The 24,864-nt window shown below is 65.0% G+C and carries 20 protein-coding genes; 8 read left to right on the plus strand and 12 right to left on the minus strand.

All coding sequences use genetic code 11. The features are described 5' to 3' along the window. Nucleotides 1-3 precede the first annotated feature (3 nt). Together SALA_RS04635 and SALA_RS04640 are read left to right on the plus strand one after the other, a co-directional pair. A complete protein-coding gene (locus SALA_RS04635) occupies nt 4-1,059 on the plus strand; it encodes a LacI family DNA-binding transcriptional regulator (RefSeq protein ID WP_011541226.1) in 1,056 nt (351 codons plus the stop codon). Beyond that, complete coding sequence (locus SALA_RS04640; protein WP_011541227.1) at nt 1,052-2,260, plus strand: MFS transporter; 1,209 nt, start codon at nt 1,052-1,054, stop codon at nt 2,258-2,260. Before SALA_RS04635 ends, SALA_RS04640 begins: the two co-directional genes overlap by 8 nt. 113 nt (nt 2,261-2,373) lie before the next feature. Here SALA_RS04640 and SALA_RS04645 read toward each other — a convergent pair whose 3' ends face one another. The 6 genes from SALA_RS04645 to SALA_RS04670 form a co-directional block, all read right to left on the minus strand. Continuing rightward, on the minus strand, nt 2,374-3,345 hold the full coding sequence (locus SALA_RS04645; protein WP_011541228.1) for an NAD(P)H-dependent flavin oxidoreductase: 972 nt from the start codon (nt 3,343-3,345) through the stop codon (nt 2,374-2,376). 167 nt (nt 3,346-3,512) lie between these two features. Then, entirely contained in the window at nt 3,513-4,736 is a 1,224-nt protein-coding gene (locus SALA_RS04650) for a dihydroorotase (protein ID WP_011541229.1), read from the minus strand. After that, nucleotides 4,727-5,722 carry an aspartate carbamoyltransferase catalytic subunit gene (locus tag SALA_RS04655; protein WP_041383091.1) on the minus strand — a complete coding sequence of 332 codons (996 nt, stop codon included), beginning with the start codon at nt 5,720-5,722 and terminating at the stop codon, nt 4,727-4,729. The genes SALA_RS04650 and SALA_RS04655 overlap by 10 nt, the downstream gene beginning before the upstream one ends. Nucleotides 5,723-5,900: 178 nt before the next feature. After that, complete coding sequence (gene ruvX / locus SALA_RS04660) at nt 5,901-6,359, minus strand: Holliday junction resolvase RuvX (RefSeq protein WP_011541231.1); 459 nt, start codon at nt 6,357-6,359, stop codon at nt 5,901-5,903. A 25-nt stretch (nt 6,360-6,384) separates the two neighbouring features. Continuing rightward, nucleotides 6,385-9,288, minus strand: coding sequence for an excinuclease ABC subunit UvrA (uvrA, locus tag SALA_RS04665; RefSeq protein ID WP_011541232.1), 2,904 nt, complete (start codon nt 9,286-9,288; stop codon nt 6,385-6,387). A 104-nt stretch (nt 9,289-9,392) separates the two neighbouring features. Continuing rightward, on the minus strand, nt 9,393-10,943 hold the full coding sequence (locus SALA_RS04670; RefSeq protein WP_011541233.1) for a BCCT family transporter: 1,551 nt from the start codon (nt 10,941-10,943) through the stop codon (nt 9,393-9,395). 110 nt (nt 10,944-11,053) lie between these two features. Between SALA_RS04670 and SALA_RS04675 the strand changes: the two genes are divergently transcribed. The 3 genes from SALA_RS04675 to SALA_RS04685 all read left to right on the plus strand — a co-directional run bounded on the left by SALA_RS04675 (nt 11,054) and on the right by SALA_RS04685 (nt 12,539). Further along, nucleotides 11,054-11,455 (plus strand): hypothetical protein, encoded by a 402-nt coding sequence (locus SALA_RS04675; protein WP_153802638.1) that lies wholly within the window; start codon nt 11,054-11,056, stop codon nt 11,453-11,455. 300 nt (nt 11,456-11,755) lie between these two features. Beyond that, on the plus strand, nt 11,756-12,064 hold the full coding sequence (locus SALA_RS04680; protein WP_041383093.1) for a hypothetical protein: 309 nt from the start codon (nt 11,756-11,758) through the stop codon (nt 12,062-12,064). Nucleotides 12,065-12,179: 115 nt separating this feature from the next. Beyond that, on the plus strand, nt 12,180-12,539 hold the full coding sequence (locus SALA_RS04685; protein ID WP_011541235.1) for a UrcA family protein: 360 nt from the start codon (nt 12,180-12,182) through the stop codon (nt 12,537-12,539). A 62-nt stretch (nt 12,540-12,601) separates the two neighbouring features. On the opposite strand, the gene SALA_RS04690 is transcribed toward SALA_RS04685, so the two are convergent. The 4 genes from SALA_RS04690 to SALA_RS04705 all read right to left on the minus strand — a co-directional run bounded on the left by SALA_RS04690 (nt 12,602) and on the right by SALA_RS04705 (nt 19,631). Beyond that, nucleotides 12,602-13,333, minus strand: coding sequence for a LytR/AlgR family response regulator transcription factor (locus tag SALA_RS04690; protein ID WP_011541236.1), 732 nt, complete (start codon nt 13,331-13,333; stop codon nt 12,602-12,604). Continuing rightward, nucleotides 13,333-14,505: a sensor histidine kinase gene (locus SALA_RS04695; protein ID WP_011541237.1), complete on the minus strand. Its 1,173-nt coding sequence runs from the start codon at nt 14,503-14,505 to the stop codon at nt 13,333-13,335. Before SALA_RS04695 ends, SALA_RS04690 begins: the two co-directional genes overlap by 1 nt. A gap of 101 nt (nt 14,506-14,606) precedes the next feature. Beyond that, on the minus strand, nt 14,607-17,402 hold the full coding sequence (locus tag SALA_RS04700) for a valine--tRNA ligase (protein WP_011541238.1): 2,796 nt from the start codon (nt 17,400-17,402) through the stop codon (nt 14,607-14,609). Between the two features lie 162 nt (nt 17,403-17,564). Next, complete coding sequence (locus SALA_RS04705; protein WP_041383094.1) at nt 17,565-19,631, minus strand: alpha/beta hydrolase family protein; 2,067 nt, start codon at nt 19,629-19,631, stop codon at nt 17,565-17,567. Between the two features lie 77 nt (nt 19,632-19,708). Between SALA_RS04705 and SALA_RS04710 the strand changes: the two genes are divergently transcribed. Beyond that, a complete protein-coding gene (locus tag SALA_RS04710; RefSeq protein ID WP_011541240.1) occupies nt 19,709-20,299 on the plus strand; it encodes a PilZ domain-containing protein in 591 nt (196 codons plus the stop codon). A gap of 37 nt (nt 20,300-20,336) precedes the next feature. On the opposite strand, the gene SALA_RS04715 is transcribed toward SALA_RS04710, so the two are convergent. Together SALA_RS04715 and SALA_RS04720 are read right to left on the minus strand one after the other, a co-directional pair. Continuing rightward, on the minus strand, nt 20,337-21,623 hold the full coding sequence (locus SALA_RS04715; RefSeq protein ID WP_011541241.1) for a metal-dependent hydrolase family protein: 1,287 nt from the start codon (nt 21,621-21,623) through the stop codon (nt 20,337-20,339). Next, nucleotides 21,596-22,504 (minus strand): KPN_02809 family neutral zinc metallopeptidase, encoded by a 909-nt coding sequence (locus SALA_RS04720; protein WP_011541242.1) that lies wholly within the window; start codon nt 22,502-22,504, stop codon nt 21,596-21,598. The genes SALA_RS04715 and SALA_RS04720 overlap by 28 nt, the downstream gene beginning before the upstream one ends. Before the next feature lie 324 nt (nt 22,505-22,828). Between SALA_RS04720 and SALA_RS04725 the strand changes: the two genes are divergently transcribed. Next, nucleotides 22,829-23,986: a patatin-like phospholipase family protein gene (locus tag SALA_RS04725; protein ID WP_011541243.1), complete on the plus strand. Its 1,158-nt coding sequence runs from the start codon at nt 22,829-22,831 to the stop codon at nt 23,984-23,986. A gap of 26 nt (nt 23,987-24,012) precedes the next feature. Next, nucleotides 24,013-24,798: a 3-hydroxybutyrate dehydrogenase gene (locus SALA_RS04730; RefSeq protein ID WP_011541244.1), complete on the plus strand. Its 786-nt coding sequence runs from the start codon at nt 24,013-24,015 to the stop codon at nt 24,796-24,798. Nucleotides 24,799-24,864 lie beyond the last annotated feature (66 nt).

Genomic DNA, 24,864 nt, shown 5'->3' on the forward strand with positions numbered 1-24,864 from the left:
CAAATGGCGAGACGCCGCCAGGCGGTGACGATCAAGCATGTGGCGGCCGATGCCGGTGTGTCGCTGCAAACGGTCAGCCGTGTGATCAACGACGAACCCAATGTGCGCTCGGCAATGAAGGCGCGCGTCCAGGCGTCCATCGACAAGCTCGGCTATGTGCCGTCGATTGCCGCCCGCCGGATGAGCGGGTCGCGCTCTTATCTGATTCTGGCGATCAACGATCGCGACCGGACGATCGCGGACTGGACGGCGCGGCAGGGCACCGATTGGGTCGACCAGATGCTGCTGGGCGGCATGCTCAAGTGCGCCGAATATGGCTATCGGCTTATTTTTGAGCTTGTCGACACGCACAGCGACCATGTCGAACGCGAACTGCGCGCAACCATCGCGGCGCTTCAGCCCGACGGCGTGATTCTGACGCCCCCCCATTCCGACAATCCGCTGATCGTGCGATTGCTTGAACGGCAGCGAATACCCTTTGCGCGCATCGGATCGCGCGGCGGAGGGGCGGGGATTGCGCTGGTGATGGATGACGAGAGCATGGCGCGCCACGCGACGCGTCACCTCATCGACCTTGGCCATCGGCGCATTGCTTTCATTGCAGGTTCAAGCGAATATCCGCTGAGCCAATGGCGCGTCGATGGTTGGGAAAGCGAAATGCGTGCCGCGGGATTGCCGACCGCCGGACTCGTGGCGAGAGGCGACTTCACTTACGAATCGGGCGCGGCCGCCACGCGGCAGCTTCTTGGTCATCCGGATCGCCCTTCGGCGATCATCGCCAGCAATGACCAGATGGCGCTCGCCGCGCTCGAAGTCGCGCGCGAACTGGGGATCGAGATTCCGTCACAGCTTTCGCTCGTAAGTTTCGACAATACGCCGATCGTGCGTTTTACCCAGCCGACGCTTACCGCCGTTGATCAGCCGGTCGCCGAAACCGTGTCGCGCGCCGTCGAAATGATCATCAAGGCGCAGCGGGGGGAAAAGTTGCCGCCACAACCCGTGATTGTTGCCGGGGGCTTCGTCGAACGCGAATCGACTTCTGCGCCCGCGCATGGATGATCCCGCGCCGCATCGGCACCAGTCGCTCGCTTTCATGCTGCTCTATGCCTTGGCGGTAGCTGGCGGAAGCATGGCCTATGTCCCGTTCCTGACCATCCTGCTTCCGTCGCGGATTGCGGTGCTGGCAGGGTCGGCCGACGTCGAATGGCTCGGGTTGCTGACATTCGCGGGGGCCATTGCGGCCAGTGTTGGCGGAATCCTGTTCGGTTGGCTCAGCGACATCACGAACAGTCGGCGATGGTGGATATTGTCGGGGCTGGTCCTGACAGTCGCGCTGCTCCTTGCCGTCCCGCTGGCGGACGATCTGTGGACACTCGTGTCGATCATCATTTGCTGGCAGCTCGCGCTCAACATGGTCCTTGGCCCCCTTGCAGCGTGGGGCGGCGACCTCGTTCCCGACGATCAGAAGGGTCTGCTGGGCGGCCTTCTCGCCTTCGCGCCCGCGCTTGGCGCCTGGTCGGGGGCGCTCGTCACGCTGCCCGTTCTCGAGACGTTCGAATCCCGACTTTTCGCGCTTGCGTTTCTGGTGGTGGCCGCCGTCACACCGGCGACGGTTTTTGCACGCCCCAGACGCCTCGAGATGCTCGGGCGCGCACCATCGCTGGATCGCGATGGACGGATCGGGACCCTGTCAAAGGGACCGGCCGTGCGGATGTGGTTCGCCCGCTTTCTGGTCCAGATTTCCGAAGCGGCGTTATTCGCCTATCTCTATTTCTGGTTTCGCTCGATTGACCCGGACATGGGCGATAACGAAAAGGCGCGGCTGTTCAGTCTTGCCCTCACCATTGCGATACCCATCGCCCTTTACTGTGGCCGCTGGTCCGATCGCAATGACCGTCCATTTCTGCCGCTTGTGATCAGCAGCGCGGTTTCGGCGGCCGGGATGCTCGGTATGGCGCTCGCTGCCTCGGCCGACCTCGCCAAGCTCGCCTATCTTCTTTTCGGTATCGCAACCACCGTTTTTCTCGCCTTGCATGCTGGTCAGACGCTTCGAATTCTGCCGCGTTCGGATCGCCGTGGACGCGATCTAGGGGTTTTCAATCTGACCAACACGCTCCCTTCGCTGATTATGCCGCTGCTGACGATCTCGGTCGTCCCGGGCTTCGGTTTCGAGACGCTGTTTCTGGTGCTCGCGACGCTTGCCATTCTTGCGACGTTGATCCTGACGACAATTCCGCGTCCCAGTCCCGGTCGCGCCTAGAGCGCGATGACATGATATTGATCCACCGTGACGGAGGCGATTTTGGCCGAGTGCGAGGCGCGAGGAGGGGCTGGTGCATTTCCATCGTCACCGATGTTGTCCAGCAAGCCGCTCTAAAGCCGGACCTTTGCCTCCAGCTCGCGGCGCGCTGCCAGATATTGCGTTTCCAGCTCGGCGACGAACTCCGCGACGGGGCGTATCGCGGAAACGGCGCCGATACCTTGCCCTGACCCCCAAATGTCCTTCCACGCCTTCGCCTTGGTGTTGCCGCCCGAACCGAAGTTCATCGTCTTCAGATCACCTTCGGGAAGATTGTCGGGGTCCATGCCCGCGGCGACGATCGACTGGCGGAGGTAATTGCCGTGCACGCCGGTAAAGAGGTTCGAATAGACGATGTCGGCAGCACGCCCCTCGACAATGCCGTTCTTGTACCCTTCGTCTGCATTGGCTTCGGCAGTCGCGATAAAGGCGCTGCCGATATAGGCGAGGTCGGCGCCGCAGGCCTGCGCGGCGAGGATCGAGCGACCGTGGCCGATCGCGCCCGACAGGGCGACCGGGCCATCGAACCATTCGCGGATTTCCTGCATCAGTGCGAAGGGGGATTGCCGCCCGGCGTGGCCGCCCGCGCCCGCGGCGACGGGGATCAGCCCGTCGGCGCCCTTTTCGATCGCCTTGCGCGCGAAGCGGTCGTCGATGACATCGTGCAGCGTGATGCCGCCCCAGTCATGCACCGCCTGGTTGAGCTCTTCGCGCGCGCCGAGCGAAGTGATGGTAATCGGCACCTTCCATTTGGCGCAGGTCGCAATGTCGGCTTCCAGCCGGTCGTTCGATTTGTGGACGATCTGGTTGACCGCATAGGGCGCCGAGGGGCGGTCGGGATTGTCGCGGTCCCACGCGGCCAGTTCCTCGGTGATACGGTGCAGCCATTCGTCGAGCAGCGATTGCGGACGCGCGTTCAGCGCCGGAAAGCTCCCGACGATCCCCGCCTTGCACTGGGCAATCACCAGGTCGGGTCCCGACACGATGAACAGCGGCGAGCCGATCACCGGCAGGCGCAGGCGGTCAAAAACGGGGGGAAGGGCCATGAATCACTCTCCGGTTGCGATTTGAAATTGACCTTAACGTAAGCGGAAAGCGGCGCAAGAGGGATCGATCTACCGGCGCTGTTTCCAGTCGCTCGGCTGCGTCCCTCCCCGGCATCGCAAGTCGATCGCGAGCGGTTTCGGGTCGGCGCACCGTTGATCGGATCGGCTCAGCGGATCCGCTTTCCGCCCTTCCACATCATGGTGGCGCGGCCCTGGACAGGCATGCCGTCGAATGGAGTGTTGCCCGCCCAGGTCGCCATCTTCTTTGCATCGACCTGCCACGGGATGTCGGGGTCGACGAGGATGAGGTCGGCTTCCCCGCCCGCTACAAGGCGGCCCGCGTCGACACCGAGCAGGCAGGCTGGGATGGCGGCAAGCATCTCGAACAGACGGCCAGGCGTGATATGTCCGTCGCGGACGAGGTTCAGGCCCATGGCGAGCAAGGTTTCGGCTCCCGCCATGCCGGGCAGTGCTTCGGCAAATGGCAGGCGCTTGTCCTCGGGGCCGCGCGGGTCGTGGCCTGAAGACAGAACGTCGATCGTGCCGTCGACGACCGCCGCAAGGCAGGCACGGCGATCGTCTTCGCTGCGCAGCGGCGGTGAAAGCCGCGCAAAGGTCCGGAAATCGCCGATTGCCGTATCCGACAGGAACAGATGCGCGGGGGTGATGCCGCAAAGCACGGGCAGTCCCTTTGCCTTGGCGGCGCGGATCAGGTCGAGCCCGCGCGCGGTCGTGACCTGGCGGAAATGCACCGGCGCGCCGGTTTCCTCGACGAGCGACAGGTCGCGCGCGATCGCCATCGCTTCGGCGATCGCGGGCGCCGACGACAGGCCAAGCCGCGTCGCCATCTCGCCGTCGGTTGCGACGGCGCCGGCGGTCAGCCCTTCATCCTCGGCATGGATGATCGTCACGAGCCCCAACGAGGCGGCATAGGCGAGCACGCGGCGCATCACTCCGCTGTCGGCGACGCGGGCGCGGCCGGTGGCAACGGCACGCGCACCCGCCTGTTTCATCAGGCCGATTTCCGCGAGCTCGCGGCCCTCGAGGCCCTTGGTCGCGGCCGCGAGGGGATGGACCCAGAGGTCGGGTTTGCCGCCCTTCGCCGCGCGCTCGACAAGGCCGACGCCGTCGAGCGGACCATTGTCGGGCATCAGCGCGGCGCGCGTGATGCCGCCGAAGTGAAAGGCGGGCTTGTCGGTCGCAAAGACGCCAAGGTCGATGATTCCCGGCGCGAGCCACTGACCCCTGGCATCGACGGTTTCGGCGCCTTCGGGGATGTCAGCCGGGTCGATCGCGGCGATGCGGCCGTCGACCGCCAGCAGGCTGCCCGGACGCGGCGTATCGCCATCGACCAGCAGCGCGTTGGCGATATGGAGCGGCCTCAATTCCATCCCGGCACTCCCCGCTGGCGGCGCGTCAATATGTCGAGACATGCCATGCGCACCGCGACCCCCATTTCGACCTGTTCGGTGATCGTCGAGCGCGCGTGATCGTCGGCGACGCTGCTGTCGATCTCCACCCCGCGGTTCATCGGACCGGGGTGCATGACGATGGCGTCGGGCTTCGCCTTTTCGAGCCGCTGGGGGGTCAGGCCATAGAGCGCGTGATATTCGCGCGCAGAGGGGAGATGGGCGCCATCCATGCGCTCGTTCTGGAGGCGGAGCATCATCACGACGTCGGCGCCTTTCAACCCTTCGTCCATGTCGGTGAAGCAGCGCACGTGCATCCGTTCCATCGCGGGCGGTGTCAGCGTCGCGGGCGCGACGACGCGCACCTCATTGCCGAGCAGGGTGAGCGCGAGGATGTTCGAGCGCGCGACGCGGCTGTGGAGGACGTCGCCGCAGATCGCAATGGCCAGCCCCTCGACGCGGCCGAGGCGGCGGCGGATCGTCAGCGCGTCGAGCAGCGCCTGCGTCGGATGCTCGTGGCGCCCGTCGCCCGCGTTGAGCACGGGACAATCGACCTTGTCGGCGATCAGCTGCACCGCGCCCGAACTTGCGTGGCGGATGACGATGGCGTCGGCGCGCATCGCGTTCAAGGTCATCGCGGTGTCGATCAGCGTCTCGCCCTTCTTCACGCTCGACTGCGCGGCGTGCATGTTGACGACGTCGGCGCCGAGGCGTTTTCCGGCGATTTCGAACGAAAGCAAGGTGCGCGTCGAGTTTTCGAAAAAGGCGTTGATGATCGTCAGCCCGGCGAGCCGGTCGTCATGCTTGGCGGCGCCGCTGCGATTGAGTTCGACCCATTCTTCGGCCGCGTCCAATATGTAGGAAATCTCCCACGGGGTGAGCTGGGCGATACCGGTCAGGTGGCGATGGCGAAACGCATCGCCGCCGGGCGGATAGTCGCTGGCGGGTCGGGTGGTGGAGCTTGTCATTAAAGGGGAGCGTTTAGGTAGGGGCGGCGATTCTGGCAAGCCAATCCTCCCAGTGGCGAAGCCATGGGGAGGGGGCCCGCGCCCGCAGGGCGTGGTGGAGGGGCAGCAGCGGCAGCGTTGTGGCCCCTCCGTCAGCGCTTCGCGCTGCCACCTCCCCATGGCTTCGCCACTGGGCGGATCAGCGCGTCATCGCGTCGATTGCACCCTGCAATATGAACGCCGCCGCGGCGCTGTCGATACGCTCCGCGCGTTTGGCGCGACTGACGTCGGCGGCGATCATCGCGCGTTCGACCGCCGCGGTCGACCAGCGTTCGTCCCACAGCAGCACGGGCAGGCCGAGCGGCGCCAGATTGCGTGCGAAGGCGCGCGTACTCTGCGTGCGCGGGCTGTCGCTGCCGTCCATGTTGAGCGGCAGGCCGACGACCAGCCCGACCACCGCCTGCCCGGCGACGAGTGCCTTGAGCGCGTCGAGATCGGCCGAAAATCTCTTGCGCACGATCGTCTTGTCGGGCGAAGCGAACGACCATCCCGCATCGCACAGCGCAACGCCTATCGTTTTGGTGCCGACATCAAGCCCCGCGAGGCGGCCGCCGTTCGGGAGCGCGGCGGCAAAGTCGGGGGCGGCGGTGGTGATCATTTGGCCCCGTCTAGCCGTTTGCGCGCTATTTTTCCAACATCGGCGCCAGATACTGCCCGGTGAAGCTGCGCTTTTCCTTCACTACCTGTTCGGGTGTCCCCGCGGCGACGATTTCGCCGCCCTTGACCCCGCCTTCGGGACCGAGATCGAGGATATAGTCGGCGGTCTTGATGACATCGAGGTTGTGCTCGATCACCACAACGCTGTTGCCCTGATCGACCAGCGCCTGGAGCACTTCGAGCAGCTTGCGCACATCCTCGAAATGCAGCCCCGTCGTCGGTTCGTCGAGGATATAGAGCGTCTGTCCGGTCGAGCGGCGGGACAGTTCCTTGGCCAGCTTCACCCGCTGCGCCTCGCCGCCCGACAGTGTCGTCGCCTGCTGCCCGACCTTGATATAGCCGAGGCCGACGCGCACCAGCATCGCCATCTTGTCGCGGATCGCGGGCACCGCCTTGAAAAACTCCGCTGCATCCTCGACGGTCATGTCGAGTACGTCGGCGATGCTCATCCCCTTGAACTTCACCTCCAGCGTTTCGCGGTTGTAGCGTTTGCCGTGGCATGTCTCGCATGTCACATAGACGTCGGGCAGGAAGTGCATCTCGATCTTGATGAGCCCGTCGCCGGTGCAGGTCTCACAGCGCCCACCCTTGACATTGAAGCTGAAGCGCCCCGGCTTGTACCCGCGCGCCTGCGCTTCGGGCAGTCCTGCGAACCAGTCGCGGATCACCGTGAAGGCGCCGGTATAGGTCGCGGGGTTGCTGCGCGGGGTGCGGCCGATCGGTGACTGGTCGATGTCGATCACCTTGTCGCAATGTTCAAGCCCGCTCAGCGAATCGTGCGGTCCCGCAACCATCCGCGCGCCGTTGAGCACGCGCGCCGCGCTGGCATAGAGGGTGTCGATAATCAGGCTCGACTTGCCCGACCCCGACAGGCCGGTGACGCAGGTGAAGGTGCCGAGCGGGATCCTGGCGGTGACATTCTGCAAATTGTTTGCGCGCGCGCCCTTGAGCACGAGGTCGAAGCCATTGCCGGGGCGGCGATGCTTCGGCACCTCGATCTTCTTCGCGCCGGTCAGATAGGCCGCGGTCAGGCTCTTCCTGTTCTTGAGCAGGTCATCCAGCGTGCCTTGTGCGACGATTTCACCGCCGTGAACGCCCGCGCCGGGGCCCATGTCGACGACATAGTCGGCGTGGCGGATCGCATCTTCGTCATGCTCGACGACGATGACGGTGTTGCCGAGGTCGCGAAGGCGCTTCAGCGTCGCGAGCAACCGGTCGTTGTCGCGCTGGTGCAGGCCGATGCTCGGCTCGTCGAGGACATAGAGCACGCCCGACAGGCCGCTGCCGATCTGGCTTGCGAGGCGGATGCGCTGGCTTTCGCCGCCCGACAGCGTGCCCGACGTGCGGTTGAGGTTGAGGTAATCGAGCCCGACATTGTTCAGGAAACCAAGCCGCTCGTTGATTTCCTTCAGGATCGCCTTGGCAATCTGGCGCTGTTGCTCGTTCAGCTTCTCCTCAAGCGTCGAGAACCATTGGAGCGCGTCGGCGACCGACCGCTGCGCCGACATGCTGATATTCTCGCCCGCGATCTTCACCGCCAGCGGTTCGGGGCGCAGCCGCGCGCCGTGGCAGGTCTCGCACGGCTGCGCGGTCTGATATTTGCCCAGCTCCTCGCGCATCCACGCGCTTTCGGTCTGGAGCATCCGGCGATTGAGGTTGCCGATCACGCCCTCGAACGCCTTGTGCGTCGTGTAACTGCGTTTGCCATCCCTGAAGGTCAACTCGACGGGCTTGCCGCCAGTGCCATAGAGGATGATCAGCTGCACCTCGCCGGGCAGGTCCTGCCACGGGGTATCGAGCGAGAAGCCATAGGCTTTGCCGAGGCTTTCGAGCACCTGCATATAATAGGGCGAAGGCGGGTTCGATTTCGCCCACGGCACCACCGCGCCTTTCCTGAGGCTGAGCGCATGGTTCGGGACGACAAGCTCGGGATCGAACTCGAGCCGCTCGCCAAGGCCGTCGCATGCGGGGCAGGCGCCCTGCGGCGCGTTGAAGCTGAACAGCCGCGGTTCGATCTCGGCAATTGTGAAACCGCTGACCGGACAGGCGAATTTTTCGGAGAAGATGAGGCGGTTTGCCGGGATGCCCGCACCCTTCATTTTCTGCTCCGCGGCGCCGCCGTCCTCCTCCTCGCGGCCGGGCACGACGCCGTCGGCGAGATCGACATAGGCCAGTCCATCGGCCAGCTTGAGTGCGGTTTCGAAACTGTCCGCGAGCCGAGTCTCGATGCCGTCGCGCACGACGATGCGATCGACGACGACCTCGATGTCATGCTTGTATTTCTTGTCGAGCGCCGGGGCGTCCTCGATCTCGTAAAACTCGCCATCGACCCGGACGCGCGTGAAGCCCTCTTTCTGCCATTGCGCGAGTTCCTTCCTGTACTCGCCCTTGCGGCCACGCACGACGGGGGCGAGGAGGTAGGCGCGCGTTCCTTCGGGCAAGCTCATCACCCGATCGACCATCTGGCTCACCGTCTGCGCGCTGATCGGCTCGCCCGTCGCGGGCGAATAAGGAATGCCGACGCGCGCCCAGAGCAGGCGCATATAGTCATAGATTTCGGTGACGGTGGCGACGGTGGAACGCGGATTGCGGCTTGTCGTTTTCTGCTCGATGCTGATCGCGGGGGAGAGGCCGTCGATATGCTCGACGTCGGGCTTCTGCATCATTTCGAGGAACTGGCGCGCATAGGCCGACAGCGACTCGACATAGCGCCGCTGCCCCTCGGCATAGATGGTGTCGAAGGCGAGCGACGATTTCCCCGACCCCGAAAGCCCGGTGATGACGATCAGCGCATCGCGCGGAAGATCGACGTCGACGCCTTTCAGATTATGCTCGCGCGCACCGCGCACGGAAATGTGGGTGAGACTCATGGGAGGCGTATGTTCCAGATTTGTTCTAAACGCGCAAGGAGGGTTTATACCGCGCCTCCGCATAAATAGGGCGCAGGGTGCGCGGCGGCAACGTGCCCTTTTGGTCAGCGATCCGCCGGGGCCGTGAGCGGTTGTCGCCCGATCGCCATCACCGCCAGCGAGGCGGCGGCGCCAAGGATGATGAACAGCGCCGGGAAACCGCCGAGCACCGACATCATGCGGATGCCGTCGATCCCCGCCGCAGCGACAAGGATGGTCGCGACCAGCCCGACGGTGATCCCCCAGGCCGCCTTGACCGCGAGGGGGGCTTCGGGTGTTTCGGGCGAAATGCCGTGCGTCGAGAGCGCGCTCATCGCCGAGACATTGCTGTCGGCCGCGGTCACATAGGAAATGAAGATCGCGCCGATCAGCAGCATGAGCACGGGCACGCCGCCCCCGAGCGCGCTGAACAGGCGATAGAGGAGGGGGTCGGGACCGGCGCTCGTGAGCACGGTGTAAAGGCTGCCGCCCGATTGCTGGTCGAGGGTGATCGTTGTCCCGGCAATGACGATCATCCACGCCGCGCCGAACAGCGCCGGCAGCAGCAGGTTGACGAGGATGAAGGCGCGCACGCTGTAGCCGACCGCGAGCCGGCCGAGAAAGAGCGCCGTGACCGGCGCCCAGGCAATCCAGTTGGCCCAGTTGAAGATCGTCCATTGCCGGTGCCAGTCGGAATCGACGTCGAGGCCGAGGCTGCGCGGCGCAAAGGTTGCGACATAATCGGCGACGCCCGCCAGGCCCAGGCCCGGAAGGCGGGCGGCGGGCCCGGCGACCACAACGAACAACAGCACGGCGGCGAACAACCAGATGTTGAGCAGCGACAGCCGCGCAATACCGCGCTGGAGACCAAGCGCGGCGGAGACGACAAAGGTGCCCACGATCGCTGCCGCGATGCCCCAGCGCAGCGGCGCTCCGCCGGCGATGCCCCACAGACCCTCGATTCCACCGGCCAGTGCGAGTACGCCCGCGCCGAGCGAGGCGGCCATGCCTGCGACCAGCGCGAACAGGCAGAGGATGTCGACCGCGGTGCCTGCGGCGCCGTGCGCGCGCTGACCGACAAGGGGTACGAAGAGCGACGAGAGGCTGAAGGGTTCGCGGCGATCATAATAGACAAGCGCGAAGGTCAGGCCCGCCACGGTGTAAATTGCATAGGGCGTCAGCGTCCAGTGGAGGAACATCGTCGACATGGCGAAGGTTGCGGCGGCATCGCTGCCCGGCTCGATCCCCAGCATTGCGGGCGGGTCATTGAGATGGAAGAGCGGTTCGGCCGCGCCCCAGAAAAGGATGCCGGTGGCGATCGTGGTGCAGAGCGTGACCGCAAACCAGCGCCAGCGCGTCAGGAGCGGCGTCGCCATCGTGCCGCCGATGATACGGCCGCCAAGCGGTGACAGCGCCACGAGCAGGAGTAGCACAAGGAAGGCGATGGCCGCTCCCGCGAAAAGAGGCGAAAAATGGCGCAGAATCCAGTTGTTGATCACCGTCTCGGCGGTGACGACCGCTTCGCCCCGCCACAGGCTGAGCATCACGGTAGCGAGCAACACCATGAGAGGCACGAAAAAGACCGGGCGATTGAGCGAATTTTTCGGCGAGACGGGCAAATGCGGGTCCAATCGCATATGGGATTTCGTCCAGCATGGCGGTTGGCCGGGAACAGGTCAAATCAAAGGCGGAACGTGCAGCGACGCCGAACGTTGAAAAGGGAGCAAGGGACCAAAGGAGACGTTCGATGAGTGGAACGAGTTTGATGGCGTCGTTCGCCCTGGCGTTGCTGGCCGGGGGGCAGGCCCCGGTTCAGCAGGCTCCGGCAACGCCGTCCATGGCCGAAAAGAAACTCGCGGATGGAACCACCGCCGAAGAACGCGCCAACACGGCGCGCCTCAATGCCGAACAGGCGGCGCGGGCGCAAACCGACAACATCATTTACACGCAGGAAGTTTCAGCGGCGCAGCAACAGGTCGCGCATGACCAGCAGGTTTTCGCCGACGAAACGGCCGCTTATGAGGCTGAAAAGGCCCGTGTCGCCGCGATGTCGGCCGAGGAACGCATGAAATGGGAAGCCGACGTCGCGGCGTGCAAGGCGGGCGACACGACGCGCTGCGCGGCGCCGGTCAAGGAAACTCCGCGATAGAACCAGGCGCGTCGGTTCCCCCGGCCCGCTCGCTGTCGAGATCGCCGACAGCGGGATCGGTTGCGTCGGCGCCTTTGAGGACAGGCTCCGCAGACCGCGCCGGGAGGTGGGGGAACCCCGCCGCCATAGGGATAATCCCCGTCCACACCTATCTCCGGCTCGATGGCATCGCGCGTGCGGAATGGATTGTCCGTGCGCCGCTCGCGCTCAGCGCGGAGCCGTGCGGGGACGCCATCGTCGGCGGGGCAACCGAGGCACGGATCGGCGTCAGTCGGGAAAGGGGGCGCCGCGGAATCGGGGTTGGCGCTCAATGTGGTGCTGGGTGGGGGTGCCGCCGCGGGGCCGCCCAATCTCGATCCCGCCGCCATGTCGCCGAGGACCGCCCCGGCGACGGCGCCGCATCCGACCAGCAGCGCGCCGCGGATCAGCATCCGGTCGATTCCACGAGTCGCGGAGAAAGATAATTTCTTCACAATGACCAAAAATGGTCACGTCGATGTCGTCATGCAAGAATACTGTCATAAAATTACGGCGCGGTCGGCCATTCGTCGACGCAGGGACGCCTTTGGTCGGTTCGATCGACGCGCCGCCGAAACCGGTCGAACCTGAAATGATCAGGCGAGGGAAATGCGGCATTCCAAGGCTGCGGGATGCGGAGGGTCACGGTCTCCCCGGTCCGGGCACTTCGTATCCCGCATCCGATCCCCAGTGAGAGGACTCCCCCATGGCTAAACTTACCCTGTTCCTGCTGACGGCGCCGATTGCGCTGACCGGCCTGACGGTCTCCGCGGCCGCCGCCCCCGGCGAGGAAGGCGAGCGGCGAACGACCATCGTGCGCTACGACGATCTCAACCTTGCAACCGAAGAGGGCCGCGAATCGCTGATGACCCGCGTGAAATATGCGGTGCAAAAAGTGTGCGGCAGTCGGCCCCATTACCGGCAGCCGCTCCATGAACGTGCCACCGCAATGCGTTGTGAGAAATCGGCGATGGCCGATGCCGAAGTCAAGCTGGCCGAACTCTTCAACGGCAATGGCGCGCGCTACGCCGACGCCGGGCGGCTCTTCATCGCCGCCGCTCCCTGATCGCAGTCCCTTGCGATCGTTCGGAAAGGCGGTCATGCTCCGGCGGCATGACCGCCTTTTTGTCAGGCGTGCATGATCGCCTTTACATCGTGGAGGTAGGTGCGCCCGATGCGATGGACGCCGCCCTCACCCAGGTCGACACTCCACGCGCCGTCGCCATGGTGTTTCAGGCCGACGATGCCGTCGCGCCGGATCATCTTCGATCGGTGGATGCGCATGAACTGGTCAGGGTTCATCCGCGCTTCCAGCGATTTGATCGTCTGATGGATCAGCCAGCTGCGCGCGCCGACGTGCAGGCGCATATAGTCGCGCTCGGCCTCGATCAGATCGACCTGCGCCGCGTCGATGCGCAGCATTTCGCCGCGGTTCTGAACCCAGAACTCGGTGATCCATTTGCTTTTCTGTTTCGATGGGCGTTCGGCCGCGCGCCATTCGCGCACGCGCGACACGGCGCGCGTCAGCCGATCGGGGGAAACGGGTTTCAGCAGATAATCGACCGCCGCCACCTCGAACGCCGCGACGGCATAGCGGTCGAAAGCGGTGACGAAGACGATGGCGGGCGGATTGTCGAGCCGCTCGATCGCCGCCGCCACCTCCAGCCCGTTGAGGTCGGGCATCGCGATGTCGCAGAGCAGCAGGTCGGGTGCCAGCGCATCGACCATGCGAAGCGCCGAGGCGCCGTCGCTCGCCGTGCCGACGAGCGAAATCCCGTCCTGTTGCCCCGCAAGGATCTGGAGCCGTTCGATCGCGAGCGGTTCGTCATCGACGATCAACGTGCGCAAGGTCTGAAGCATCAGCAAGCCTCCCGTGCCAGCGGCAGCCATAGCGAAACGACAAAGCCGCCGTCGTCCGATTTGCCCCATTCGCACCCGGCTGCGGGTCCGTAGCGGGTCAGCAGCCGCTCGCGGACATTGCCGAGACCAAGGCCCGTTCCCGAGGCCGGCACCGGCGCCCTGGGGTCGATATCATTTTCGATTCGCAGCACCAGCAGGCCATATTCGGCGCTGGCATGCAGACGGATCGCGATTTTGCCCTTGCTGGGCGACACGCCATATTTGATCGCATTTTCGATGATCGGTTGCAGGATCAGCACCGGCACGCACGCATGTTTGAGTTCGTCGGGCATCAAGACCTCGACCTGCAACCGGTCGGGAAAGCGCGCCTGTTCGATGTCGAGATAAAGCCGCTGGAGCGCAATTTCCTCGTCGAGGCTGACGAGCTGTTCGGGATCGACCGCGAGGCTCGATCGCAGGAAGGACGACAGGTTCATGATCATCGTCTCGGCCTCGCTCTTCGAACCTTTGAGCACGAGCGTCGACAGCGAGTTCAGCGTGTTGAACAGGAAATGCGGATTGACCTGGTAATGGAGCGCGCGCAGCTGCGCATTCTTCGCTTCCATGCGGAAATGGTTGGCGCGGCGTTCGACCGCGCGCATCTCGTTCGCATAGCCAAAGGCGACATAGAGCGCCGCCCACACCGCGAAAAAGAAATACCAGCGGATCGAGCTGTCGAGGATGAGCACCATTTCCCACGCCACCGGAAACTTCGACTGCACCTCTTCGATGACCTTCGCGCTGTCGGGCGCGGGGAACCAATAGAAGAAGACGAACAGGTTGATGCTGGCATAAAGCACCACCAGCGGCACCGCGGCGCCGAGCGCGGCGGCAAGCCGTGCGCCGAAACTGCGCGGCTGCGCGCGCTGGAGCAACTGATAGAGCACGAAGGTGCACAAAATGCCCGCGACGACGACGATCGCGCGGCGGCCCGCATAGGACCATTGTTCGCTCGCGCCGGTCAGCATCGCAAGGCCGGTGGTGATGACGAAATAGATCAGCCACATGGCGAGGATCGACCCGATCGCGACGCGCGGGTTGACGCGCGCGTCGGACGCGCGCCAGTCGGGTGCCGCCGCGAGCATTTTTGCGCGCTGGTCGCGCAGCGCGTCTTTGCGGATGTTTGCGTTCATTACCCCGGCTTCTAGCGCCAAAGGCGGTCCGCTGGCCAGTGCGCAGCGGGCCGCCAGTCGAAGCCGCCCGCGCCTTGGTCGAAAGCCGTGGCGCGCGCCGATCAGCCCAGACGCGCGAGCGCCGCGCTCAGGCGGTCGGCCTCGGCCTCCTTTGCGGCATGGTCGGTGCGCGCCTTTTCAACGGCTTCGGGCTTGGCGCGCTCGACGAAGGAGGGGTTGTTGAGGCGCCCGGCGAGGCTGTCGCGCTCTTTCGTCGCGGCGGCGAGCGCCCTGGTCAGCCTTTCGCGCTCGGCGGCGATGTCGATTACGCCTTCGAGCGGGATGGTGATCGTCTCGCCCTCGACGACAAGCTGCGCCGATGCGCCCGCGGGGGCGGGGTCGAAGCTGATGGTTTCGAGGCGTGCGAGGCGGTCGAGCTGCGCCGCAAGCTTGTCGGCGCGATCCTTGAGTGAGGCGGGGAAATGGGCGGTCAGGCGCGCGCCAGGGGGCAGGCCGAGTTCGGCCTTGGCCGTGCGCAATTCGCTGACCAGCTTGATCAGCCAGTCGATGTCGGCGCTGGCCGCCGCATCACGCGCAGCATTCGGCGCGGGCCATTTGGCGGTGATGAGCGGATAGTCGGCGCGGTCGCCAAGGCCCGTCCACAGCTCTTCGGTGATGAAGGGCATGAAGGGGTGGAGCATGACAAGGATCTGGTCGAGCACCCAGCCGGCGACGGCGCGGGTTTCGGCGATCTCCCTCTCCCCTTCAGGGGAGAGGGCCGGGGAGAGGGGGCCATCGGCAGGAGCGGGAACTGCTTCATCCCCCTCTCCCAACCCTCTCCCCTGAAGGGGAGAGGGCTTTTGTGACAGCACCGGCTTGATCAGCTCCAGATACCAGTCGCAGAAGCGGTCCCAGGCAAAGCTGTAGATCGCGTTCGCGGCATCGTCGAAGCGATAGGCGGCAAAGGCCGCTTCCACCGCCGCGACGGTGTCCGCGACCTCGCCGATGATCCAGCGGTTGACCGGCAGCGTGGCCGCGGGGGCTTCGAGGCTGGTCGACGCCGCAATGCCGTTGGCTTCGCAGAAGCGCGCGGCGTTCCACAGCTTCGTCGCGAAATTGCGATAACCCGCAAGCCGCGCGTCATCCATCTTGATGTCGCGGCCCTGGCTTTCCATCGCGCACATGAAAAAGCGCAGCGCATCGGCGCCATATTGGTCGATCAGGCCGATCGGGTCGACGACATTGCCCTTCGACTTCGACATTTTCTGCCCGTCGGGCGCGCGGACGAGGCCGTGGAGATAGAGCGTCCTCCACGGCACTTCACCCATGAACTCCATCCCCTGCATCGCCATGCGCGCATCCCAGAAGAAGAGGATGTCGAAGCCGGAGATGAGGACGTCGTTGGGATAATGGCGCTTCAGAAGCTCCGTATCGTCAGGCCAGCCGAGCGTCGCGAAGGGCCAGAGGGCGGAGGAGAACCAGGTGTCGAGGACGTCGGGGTCGCGCGTCAGGATGACGCCTGCGCCCGCTTCGGCCTGTGCTTCCTCTTCGGTTTCTGCAACGAAGGTGCGACCGTCCTCGGCATACCACGCCGGAATCCGGTGTCCCCACCACAATTGCCGCGAGACGCACCAGGGCTGGATATTCTCCATCCAGTTGAAGAAGGTCTTTTCCCACGTCTTGGGGACGATCTGGATGCGGCCGTCGCGCACCGCCTGTATTGGCGCCTGCGCCAGCTTTTCGGCGTCGACATACCATTGGTCGGTCAGCCATGGCTCGATCACCACGCCGCCGCGGTCGCCGAACGGCGTCTGGATCGTGCGCGGCTCGGCGTCGTGCGCGTTGCCGTCCTTGTCGGTGTGCGGGATCAGGAAGCCCGTTTCCTTCATCCGCTGTACCACCAGTTCGCGCGCGCCGTCGATGCCGTCGCGCTTGAAACGGTGGAGCCCGAGATATTCAGCCGGAATAAGCCCGTCGGCGGTCTGGATGACATTGGCATCGCCGTCGAACATGTTGAGCATTTCGGCCGGCTTGAAGCCCGCGCGCTTGCCGACCTCAAAGTCGTTGAAATCATGCCCCGGCGTGATCTTGACCGCGCCGCTGCCCAGTTCGGGATCGGCATGTTCGTCGGCGACGACCGGCACCCGGCGTCCGGTGATGGGAAGCTCGACAAACTTGCCGATCACGCTCTTGTATCGCGCGTCGTCGGGATGCACCGCCACCGCCATGTCGGCGAGCATCGTCTCGGGGCGCGTCGTCGCGACGACGATATGGTCGTGCCCGTCGTCGAGTTTCACCCCGTCCGCGAGCGGATATTTGAAGTGCCAGAAGCCGCCCTGAACCTCGTGCGTTTCGACCTCAAGGTCCGAAATCGCGGTCTTGAGCTTGGGATCCCAGTTCACCAGCCTTTTGTCGCGGTAGATCAGCCCCTTTTTATGGAGGTCGACGAACACCTTGACCACCGCCCTGGTAAAATGCGGGTCCATCGTGAACTGTTCGCGGCTCCAGTCCATCGAACAGCCGAGGCGGCGGAGCTGGCGCGTGATCTGGCCGCCGCTTGTCGCTTTCCATTCCCACACCTTGTCGACAAACTCGTCGCGGGTGAAATCGGTGCGCTTCTGCTGGCGTTCATTGAGCTGTCGTTCGACGACCATCTGCGTGGCGATGCCCGCATGATCGGTGCCAACGACCCACAAGGCATCCTTGCCGCGCAGCCGCTCGTAACGGATCAGCACGTCCTGCAAGGTATTGTCGAGCGCATGGCCGATGTGCAGCGCGCCGGTGACGTTCGGCGGCGGGTTGACGATCGTGAAGGGGGTCGCGTCGGGGCGGTGCGGGCGGAACAGCCCGCGGCTTTCCCATAACCGGGCCCATTTCGCCTCGATAGCGGCGGGATCGAAGGTTTTTTCCATCGGCATAGCGGGGCGCCTTTGCCAGCCGGGGGGCGAGGCGGCAAGGGGGTGATTGCCCTATGTCGGCCCGTTTCCCGTTCGCATCGAGCGAAGTCGAGATGCCCATCGGTGGCGCGCGCCTTCAGGGTGTCTCGACTTCGCTCGACACGAACGGAATTGGAGTGGTCGTTATTTCTTCAAATAACTATCCAGCCAGTTGAACACCGTCCGGTGCCACTGGACGCTGTTCGCCCCCTTCAGCACCCAGTGATTCTCGTCGGGAAAGACGAGCAACTGCGACGGCACCCCGCGGCGCTGGAGCGCGGTGAAGGCGGCGAGGCCCTGGCTGTAGGGGATGCGGAAATCCTTCTCGCTCGTGATGACGAGCATCGGCGTTTTCCACTTGGCGACATGGTTCACCGGGTTCCATTTTTCGGGCTCGCTGCGTTCCCACCACGGACCGCCATGATCCCATTCGTCGAACCACAATTCCTCGGTCTCGAACGCCATGGCGCGCAGGTCGAACACGCCGTCATGCTGGACGAGGCATTTGAAACCATCGGTCCACTGACCCGCGATCCAGTTCATCATATAGCCGCCATAGGAGGCGCCGAGCGCGCAGGCATTATTGATGTCGAGCTGCGCATCCTGCTGGCCCGCGGCGGCGAGGCCGAGCTTCAGATCTTCGAGCGGCTTGCCGCCCCAATCCTGGTTGATGCTGTCGGTGAAGGCCTGACCATAGCCGGTCGAACCGTGGAAATCGACAGTGACGACTCCGTAACCCTGCTGCGCGAAGAGGCGCGGGTTCCAGCGTGTCGACCAGCTGTTGCCAAAGCTGCCCTGCGGCCCGCCATGGACAATGAAAGCGACCGGCAGCTTTTCGGTCGCCTTCGCCGGTTTCAGGATCATGCCCCACACCGTGTCGCCCTTCGCACCCGCAAAGCGGATCTTTTCGAGCTTCACCGGGTCGAACTCGGCGAGACGGTCGGCGTTCACGCTGGTGAGCTGGCGGACCTTGCCCTTTCCATCGCGCACGAACAGGTCGGTCGGCGCGAGCGCGCTGTTACGCGAATAGAGCAAGGCCCCGCCGGGGAGCGGGGTGACGTCGCCGATATTGCCTTCGAGCGTTTCGGGTGAGGCCTTGAGCTTCTCGACCCTGCCCGTCGTCACATCGACGCGAAACACGGGATGTTCGAGAACGTCCTGCGCGGTGACATAGAGCGACTTGCCATCGGGTGCCCAGGCGATCGAGCCGACCGAGCGATCCCACGCATCGGTGAGCTTGCGCGTCTCGCCGCTTTCGAGGTTGCGCAGCATCAGCACCAGCCGATCCGCTTCATAGCCGGGACGCGCCATCGCCGCATAGGCGAGCCATTTGCCGTCGGGCGAGGGGGCGGGCAGCGTGTCGGTCGCCTGATTGTTCGCGGTCAGGTTCACCGGCATCATCCGGCTGTCGACGAGCCAGCTGTAGATATCGAGGTTGGTCGACATCGGCTCGTTCCGGTCGGCCTTGCGCAGCGTGAAAAAGACGGTGCGACTGTCGGTGCCCCATGCGAGTTCTTCACCGCCGCCGAAGGGTTTGGACGGCGTATCGCCGACCAGCCCGGCATCGGCCGCGCGCGCAGCGGTCGCCTTGCCGCCTTCCAGATTGAAGATGAAGGGGCGGCTGTAGGTGCCCGGCGTTTCCCATTCGTCCCAGTGGCGGACGAAGCCGACGCCATCCTTGTAAAGTCGGCCGCTGCCGGGGCCGACGAGCGCGCCCTTGTCCTTCGCCTCGCAACCGAAGTCGGTGCATTCCTTGGGGATGTCGCCCCAGGCGAGCAGCTTCGTCGCGTCGGGCGAAATCTTGAAACCCGCGACATCGGCCCTGGTGTCGGTAACCTGCATCGCGGCGCCGCCGACCTTGGGATCGACGCGCCACACCTCGCTTTTGCCCGAAGCGTTCGAGAGGAAATAGAGGATGCCGTCCTTGTCGAAGGCGGGTGAGGTTTCGTTCTTGCCCGCGGTGTCGGCGATCGGGATCGGCTTGGCGCCTTTGGCATGACGGTCGACGAGCCAGAGGCCGGTCGAACGCTTGTAGCTGCCCGCCTCGGTCTCGGTCATCTGGAAAACCACCCAGCGCCCGTCGGGCGATGCGGCGGGTGCGGCGACGCGCTTCAGCGTCGCGAGGTCCACCTCGGTCATCGGGCGGGCCATGGCGGGGGAGGAAAGGGCGGCGGCGAGCGCGAGCGCGCTGGTCAGGAGAAGGTTACGCATGAAAGCGGTTTAGCGACGACGCGAGCGCGATCAAGCGCGTTCGTCGCGGACCGGCGGCCTTCGCCCAGCGCGTCCGCATGGCCCGCCGCGGCGGCCACCCGGATATTCTGCACCGAACGCCGCCTTTCGACGGGCTCGCTAACCTTCCTTTAACCAGTCAACTCCCACAAAAACATATGCCCATTTACGGACATTTCCTCCCCTTGGCGCCGAATGGCGACAAACGCCAGGACGTGCGCCGCAAACTGAGCCTGCTTGCCCGTGGCGTGAAGCATGACGGGACGGGTATCGCGGTCCAGATCCACAATATATCGGGAACGGGACTGCTGTTTGAAAGCGACATCCAGCTGGAACCCTGTGACCGGATCGAAATCGAGCTACCCCATGCGGGCGGCATCACGGCGGTCGTCATCTGGGCCAGCGGGCGGCTTTTCGGCTGCCAGTTCGAAGGCCCGGTATCCCCGGCGACGCTGAGCGCGGTGGAGTTGAAAAGCGCCGTCGCCCCGCCTCCTGAGGTCCAAGAGTCGGGCGCCGAACCGGCACTGGATGAATCCCCCGACGATGCTGCGCCCGAGCCGCTTCAGGAGGTGATCGACCGCAGCCGCGAACAGATCGCCCGTGCCGCGGGGCTTGGCATCGACCGGGTCCGCATCATCGTCGAATATTAGGCAAGGAACGGGGGCCACGCGACGCTGCACGCTGATCCTAGCGTACCAGCACACCGCCCTTCATAACATGATCGATCGCCTCGAGCGCCGTGATGTCGGCGAGCGGGTCGGCCTTTACCGCGACGAAATCGGCATAGCGGCCGGGGACGATCGCGCCGATGTCGCTGCGGCCCATTTCTTCGGCGGCGTGGCCCGTCGCCGACTGAATCGCCTGCATCGGCGTCATCCCATATTGAACCATATTGCGGAATTGCCGCGCATTCAGTCCGTGCGGATAGACGCCGGCGTCGGTGGCATAGCCGATGTTGACCCCCAGCTCGACCGCGCGGCGAAAGGCGGCGCGCTGGGCGTCGGTCGTCTCGCGGTTCTTGCGCAGATATTCGGCGGGCCAGCCCTCCTTCGTCCCGATTTCGTCGATATAGTCGCCGTTGTAGATATCCATCGCGAGCCAGGTGCCGTGCTTTTTTGCGAGTTGCAGCGCTTCCTCGTCGGCGACGCTGGCGTGTTCGATGCTGTCGACCCCGGCGCGAATAGCGGTCTTGATCCCTTCGGCGCCGTGGGCGTGCGCGGTGACCCGCTTGCCGCGGGCGTGGGCGACCCTGACGACCGCCCGCAACTGATCCTCGGTGAGTTCGGGCGCGCCGGGTTCGGTGCCGATCGCGAGCACCGCGCCGGTGGCGATCGTCTTGATGAAATCGGCGCCTTGATCGAGAAGGAAGGCCGCTTTTTCCGCCGCTTCCTCGGACGTCACGGCGACGCCCAGCCGCATGTCGGGCGGTAGCTGCTCATTGGGGATGACGCCGTTGAGCTCGCCGCCGCCCTTTGGGATGGTGATATAGGCGCCCGCGACCCACATGCGCGGCCCCGGCACGTCGCCGCGGTCGATCGCGTTGCGCAAGGCGACGTCGGTGAGTCCGCGATAGGTGCCGACATCGCGCACGCTGGTAAATCCGGCTTCCAGCGTCACGCGTGCGTTGCGCGCGCCGACGAGCGCGGTTTCGGCGGGCGACGCCTTGATCGGCGCGGCGAGGTCGGCGCTCTGGCCGAGGTCGGCTAGGTGCGTGTGGAGGTCGATCAGGCCGGGCAGGACGGTGAAGGCGGACCAGTCGAGCCGCTTCGCGCCATCGGGCGTCGGCCCGCATGGAGCCACCGCCTTGATGCGTTCGGCCTCGACGGTGATGCACTGGCCGGTACGGACCTCGCTGGAGACGCCATCGATCAGCCGTCCGGCCTCGATATAGAGATTTTCGGCCGACGTCGGCGATGCCGCCAAAAGACTTGTCGCGAGCGCAGCGCTCAGATGGCGCTGTCGAAAGCGTTGCACTGGCGCGGATCCCCCGTTTGCAGGCCGCGGCGCAGCCAGGTCATGCGTTGCTCGCTCGTCCCGTGGGTAAAGCTTTCGGGCACCGGACGCTGTCCCGCCGAGCGCATCAGCGTGTCGTCGCCGATCGCATTGGCAGCGCGCATCGCTTCCTCCATGTCGCCCGGCTCCATCACCGGCTGGCCCGCGCTGTTGCGCGCCCGCGCCGCCCAGACGCCGGCGTAGCAATCGGCCTGAAGTTCCATGCGGACCTGAAGCTGGTTGCCCTCGGCCTGCGAGCTGCGCGCCTGCGCCTGGCGCACCTGATTTGCGATGCCGCTGATCGTCTGGATATGATGGCCGACTTCGTGTGCGACGACATAGGCCTGCGCGGCGTCGCCCGCGGCGCCGAACTTGCTGTCGAGCTCACGGAAGAAGTCGGTGTCGAGATAGACGCCCTGATCGGCGGGGCAATAAAAGGGGCCCATGGCCGAGCTTGCGGACCCGCAGCCGGTCCGGTCCACGCGATTGGAATAGAAGTAGAGCGTCGGCTGCCGATATCCGTCGATCAGGCTGGCCCACACCTGATGCGTCGATCCGAAGACGTTGCAGGCAAAGCGCTCGGCCTCGGTATCGCAGGCGACGCCCTGCGGGGCGCCGCGGCTGTCGGCCATGGGATCGGCGGTGCCGCCGCCCATGCTCAGCATGTTGGCGCCGGGGCCGAGCAGGAAAAAGGCGACCGCGCCGAGCAGCAGGATCGTCCCGCATCCCATCTTGCGGCCGAGCAGCATCGGCAGGAAACCGATCAGCAGCCCGCCAAGACCGCCGCCGCCCCCGCCGAACCCGCCGCCGCCCCGGCCCAGATCGCGAATATCGTCTCCGGGATCATAATCGTCGAGGCGCATCGGGCTTCTCCACCGGTGAAGGATCGTTTCGGCCCGAGTGTTACAGCAGCATCGGGCAATTGGAAGGGGCTTGGCGATTATCCCCTTACCATAAGGAGACCCCACTCGTCATTGCGAGGACCCCGGACTTGATCCGGGGGACGAAGCAATCTCCAGCCATCGTTCGGCTGCTACGCAAGCTGGAGATTGCTTCGCTGCGCTCGCAATGACGCCTACGGATGCGAGCGGGATAAGCGCCAAGGGACTTCGCAGCGGGCAAGCCATTGCAATAGGGCGTGTTGCGGTGCACAAATCGCGCATCCGCAACTCAAGGATCGCGACTCCATGCCCCGCCGAGCCACCCGCGCCGCGCTTCCGCTTCCCGATCTGGTCGTGCTTGTCCTGCAGGGCGGCGGCGCGCTCGGCGCGTTTCAGGCGGGGGTGTATGAGGCGCTGATCGACCTGGGGATCGAGCTCGACTGGGTCGCGGGCATTTCGATCGGCGCGGTCAATGCCGCGATCATCGCGGGCAACGAGCGCGATCAGGCGGTCGGCAAGATGCGTGAGTTCTGGGAAGGTGTGTCGTCGGCGCTGCCATCGCTGCCGATCCCCGACACTGACTGGGCGCGCGAATGGTCGCATATGGCCGCGGCCGGGCAGGTGATGGCGTTCGGCGTGCCGGGCTTTTTCACTCCGCGCTTTCCGCCGCCCGCCTTTGCCGAACGCCAGACGCCCGAGGCGATCAGCTTTTACGACACGGCACCGCTTGTCGAGACACTGAACCGACTGGTCGACTGGGACCGGGTGAACAATGGCAAGGTTCGCCTGTCGGTTGGCGCGGTCGCGGTGGAGACGGGCAATTTCCGTTATTTCGACACGACCAGTGATACAATTGATGCGCGGCATATTTTGGCATCGGGTGCCTTGCCGCCGGGCCTGCCGCCGGTCGAGATCGACGGCCATTGGTATTGGGACGGCGGGCTGGTGTCGAACACCCCGCTCGAACATGTCGTCGCGGCGGCGCATGAGGATATGCTGGTGTTCCAGGTCGACCTTTTCCCCGCGCGCGGGACGCGCCCGCACGATCTGGAAGAGGCCTGGTCGCGCGAGAAGGACATTCGCTATTCCAGCCGCACGCGGCGGATTTCGGATGGGCTGGTGCGGCGCCGCAAGGAGCATCGGCTGGTCGACCGGATGCTCGCGAAACTGCCCGAAGACCTCGCCGAGCTGCCCGAGGTGAAGGCGGTGCGGCGGATGGTCGACTGCAAGGCGCTCAACGTCGTGCAGCTCATCCACGAACCGCCCGCCTGGCAGACCGGCGCGCGCGATTTCGAGTTTTCGCGCTCGACGATGGAGGTCAACTGGGCGCTCGGCCGCGATGCGGTCGAAGCGGCGATGAAGGACGGCCATCTGCTCGCCGAAAGCATCGCCGAGGGACGGTCGGACAGCTTCGCGGTGCAGGCCGACGGGCTGAAGCCCAAGGCCGACAAGGATATTCGCTGATTCTCCCCCACCGAAAGGACAAGGACATGCACCTTAAAGGCAAGACTGCGCTCGTCACCGGATCGACTTCGGGCATCGGGCTCGGCATCGCCAAGGCCTTTGCCGCCGACGGCGCGAACCTCATCATCAACGGCTTTGGCGATGCCGACGCGATCGAGGCCGAACGCAAGGAGCTGGAAGCGATCAGCGGCGGCAAGGCTGCCTATGACGGCGCCGATCTGACCAAGCCTGACGAAATCATGGCGATGTTCACGCGCGCGGAGGCGGATTTCGGCGGGGTCGACATCCTCGTCAACAATGCGGGGATGCAGTTCGTCTCGCCTGTCGAGGATTTTCCACCCGAAAAGTGGGATATGATCATTGCGCTCAACCTGACCGCGGCCTTTCACACGATCCGTCATGCGGTGCCGGGGATGCGCAGGAAGAAGTGGGGACGGATCATCGGCACCGCCTCGGCGCACTCGCTCGTCGCCTCGCCCTTCAAATCGGCCTATGTCACCGCGAAGCACGGGCTGGCGGGCCTCACCAAAACGGTGGCGCTCGAAGTGGCGGACGCCGGAATCACCGTCAACTGCATCAGTCCGGGTTATGTCTGGACACCGCTGGTCGAGAATCAGATTCCCGACACGATGAAGGCGCGCGGCATGACGCGCGAGCAGGTGATCAACGATGTGCTGCTCGCGGGGCAGCCGACGAAGCAGTTCGTCACGGTCGAGCAGGTCGCGGCGCTCGCCGCTTTCCTCACGCGCGACGAGGCGGCGAACATCACCGGCGCGAACCTCAGCGTCGATGGCGGCTGGACCGCGGCCTGATGCGGCGGCCTTGAGCATTCTCCTTTGCCACCCTAAGGTTAACCAAACAGGGCCGGGGAGAAACGG

The sequence above is a fragment of the Sphingopyxis alaskensis RB2256 genome (assembly GCF_000013985.1).
Taxonomy (GTDB): domain Bacteria; phylum Pseudomonadota; class Alphaproteobacteria; order Sphingomonadales; family Sphingomonadaceae; genus Sphingopyxis; species Sphingopyxis alaskensis.

Coding starts and splice junctions, on each gene's coding strand:
- SALA_RS04730 (WP_011541244.1), top strand. CDS start 24,013: ATGCACCTTAAAGGCAAGACTGCGCTCGTCACCGGATCGACTTCGGGC.
- SALA_RS04640 (WP_011541227.1), top strand. CDS start 1,052: ATGGATGATCCCGCGCCGCATCGGCACCAGTCGCTCGCTTTCATGCTG.
- SALA_RS04700 (WP_011541238.1), bottom strand. CDS start 17,402: ATGCCGATGGAAAAAACCTTCGATCCCGCCGCTATCGAGGCGAAATGG.
- ruvX (WP_011541231.1), bottom strand. CDS start 6,359: ATGATCACCACCGCCGCCCCCGACTTTGCCGCCGCGCTCCCGAACGGC.
- SALA_RS04635 (WP_011541226.1), top strand. CDS start 4: ATGGCGAGACGCCGCCAGGCGGTGACGATCAAGCATGTGGCGGCCGAT.
- SALA_RS04645 (WP_011541228.1), bottom strand. CDS start 3,345: ATGGCCCTTCCCCCCGTTTTTGACCGCCTGCGCCTGCCGGTGATCGGC.
- SALA_RS04705 (WP_041383094.1), bottom strand. CDS start 19,631: ATGCGTAACCTTCTCCTGACCAGCGCGCTCGCGCTCGCCGCCGCCCTT.
- SALA_RS04710 (WP_011541240.1), top strand. CDS start 19,709: ATGGCCCGCCGCGGCGGCCACCCGGATATTCTGCACCGAACGCCGCCT.
- SALA_RS04670 (WP_011541233.1), bottom strand. CDS start 10,943: ATGCGATTGGACCCGCATTTGCCCGTCTCGCCGAAAAATTCGCTCAAT.
- SALA_RS04695 (WP_011541237.1), bottom strand. CDS start 14,505: ATGAACGCAAACATCCGCAAAGACGCGCTGCGCGACCAGCGCGCAAAA.
- SALA_RS04685 (WP_011541235.1), top strand. CDS start 12,180: ATGGCTAAACTTACCCTGTTCCTGCTGACGGCGCCGATTGCGCTGACC.
- SALA_RS04725 (WP_011541243.1), top strand. CDS start 22,829: ATGCCCCGCCGAGCCACCCGCGCCGCGCTTCCGCTTCCCGATCTGGTC.
- uvrA (WP_011541232.1), bottom strand. CDS start 9,288: ATGAGTCTCACCCACATTTCCGTGCGCGGTGCGCGCGAGCATAATCTG.
- SALA_RS04650 (WP_011541229.1), bottom strand. CDS start 4,736: ATGGAATTGAGGCCGCTCCATATCGCCAACGCGCTGCTGGTCGATGGC.
- SALA_RS04690 (WP_011541236.1), bottom strand. CDS start 13,333: ATGCTTCAGACCTTGCGCACGTTGATCGTCGATGACGAACCGCTCGCG.
- SALA_RS04720 (WP_011541242.1), bottom strand. CDS start 22,504: ATGCGCCTCGACGATTATGATCCCGGAGACGATATTCGCGATCTGGGC.
- SALA_RS04655 (WP_041383091.1), bottom strand. CDS start 5,722: ATGACAAGCTCCACCACCCGACCCGCCAGCGACTATCCGCCCGGCGGC.
- SALA_RS04675 (WP_153802638.1), top strand. CDS start 11,054: ATGAGTGGAACGAGTTTGATGGCGTCGTTCGCCCTGGCGTTGCTGGCC.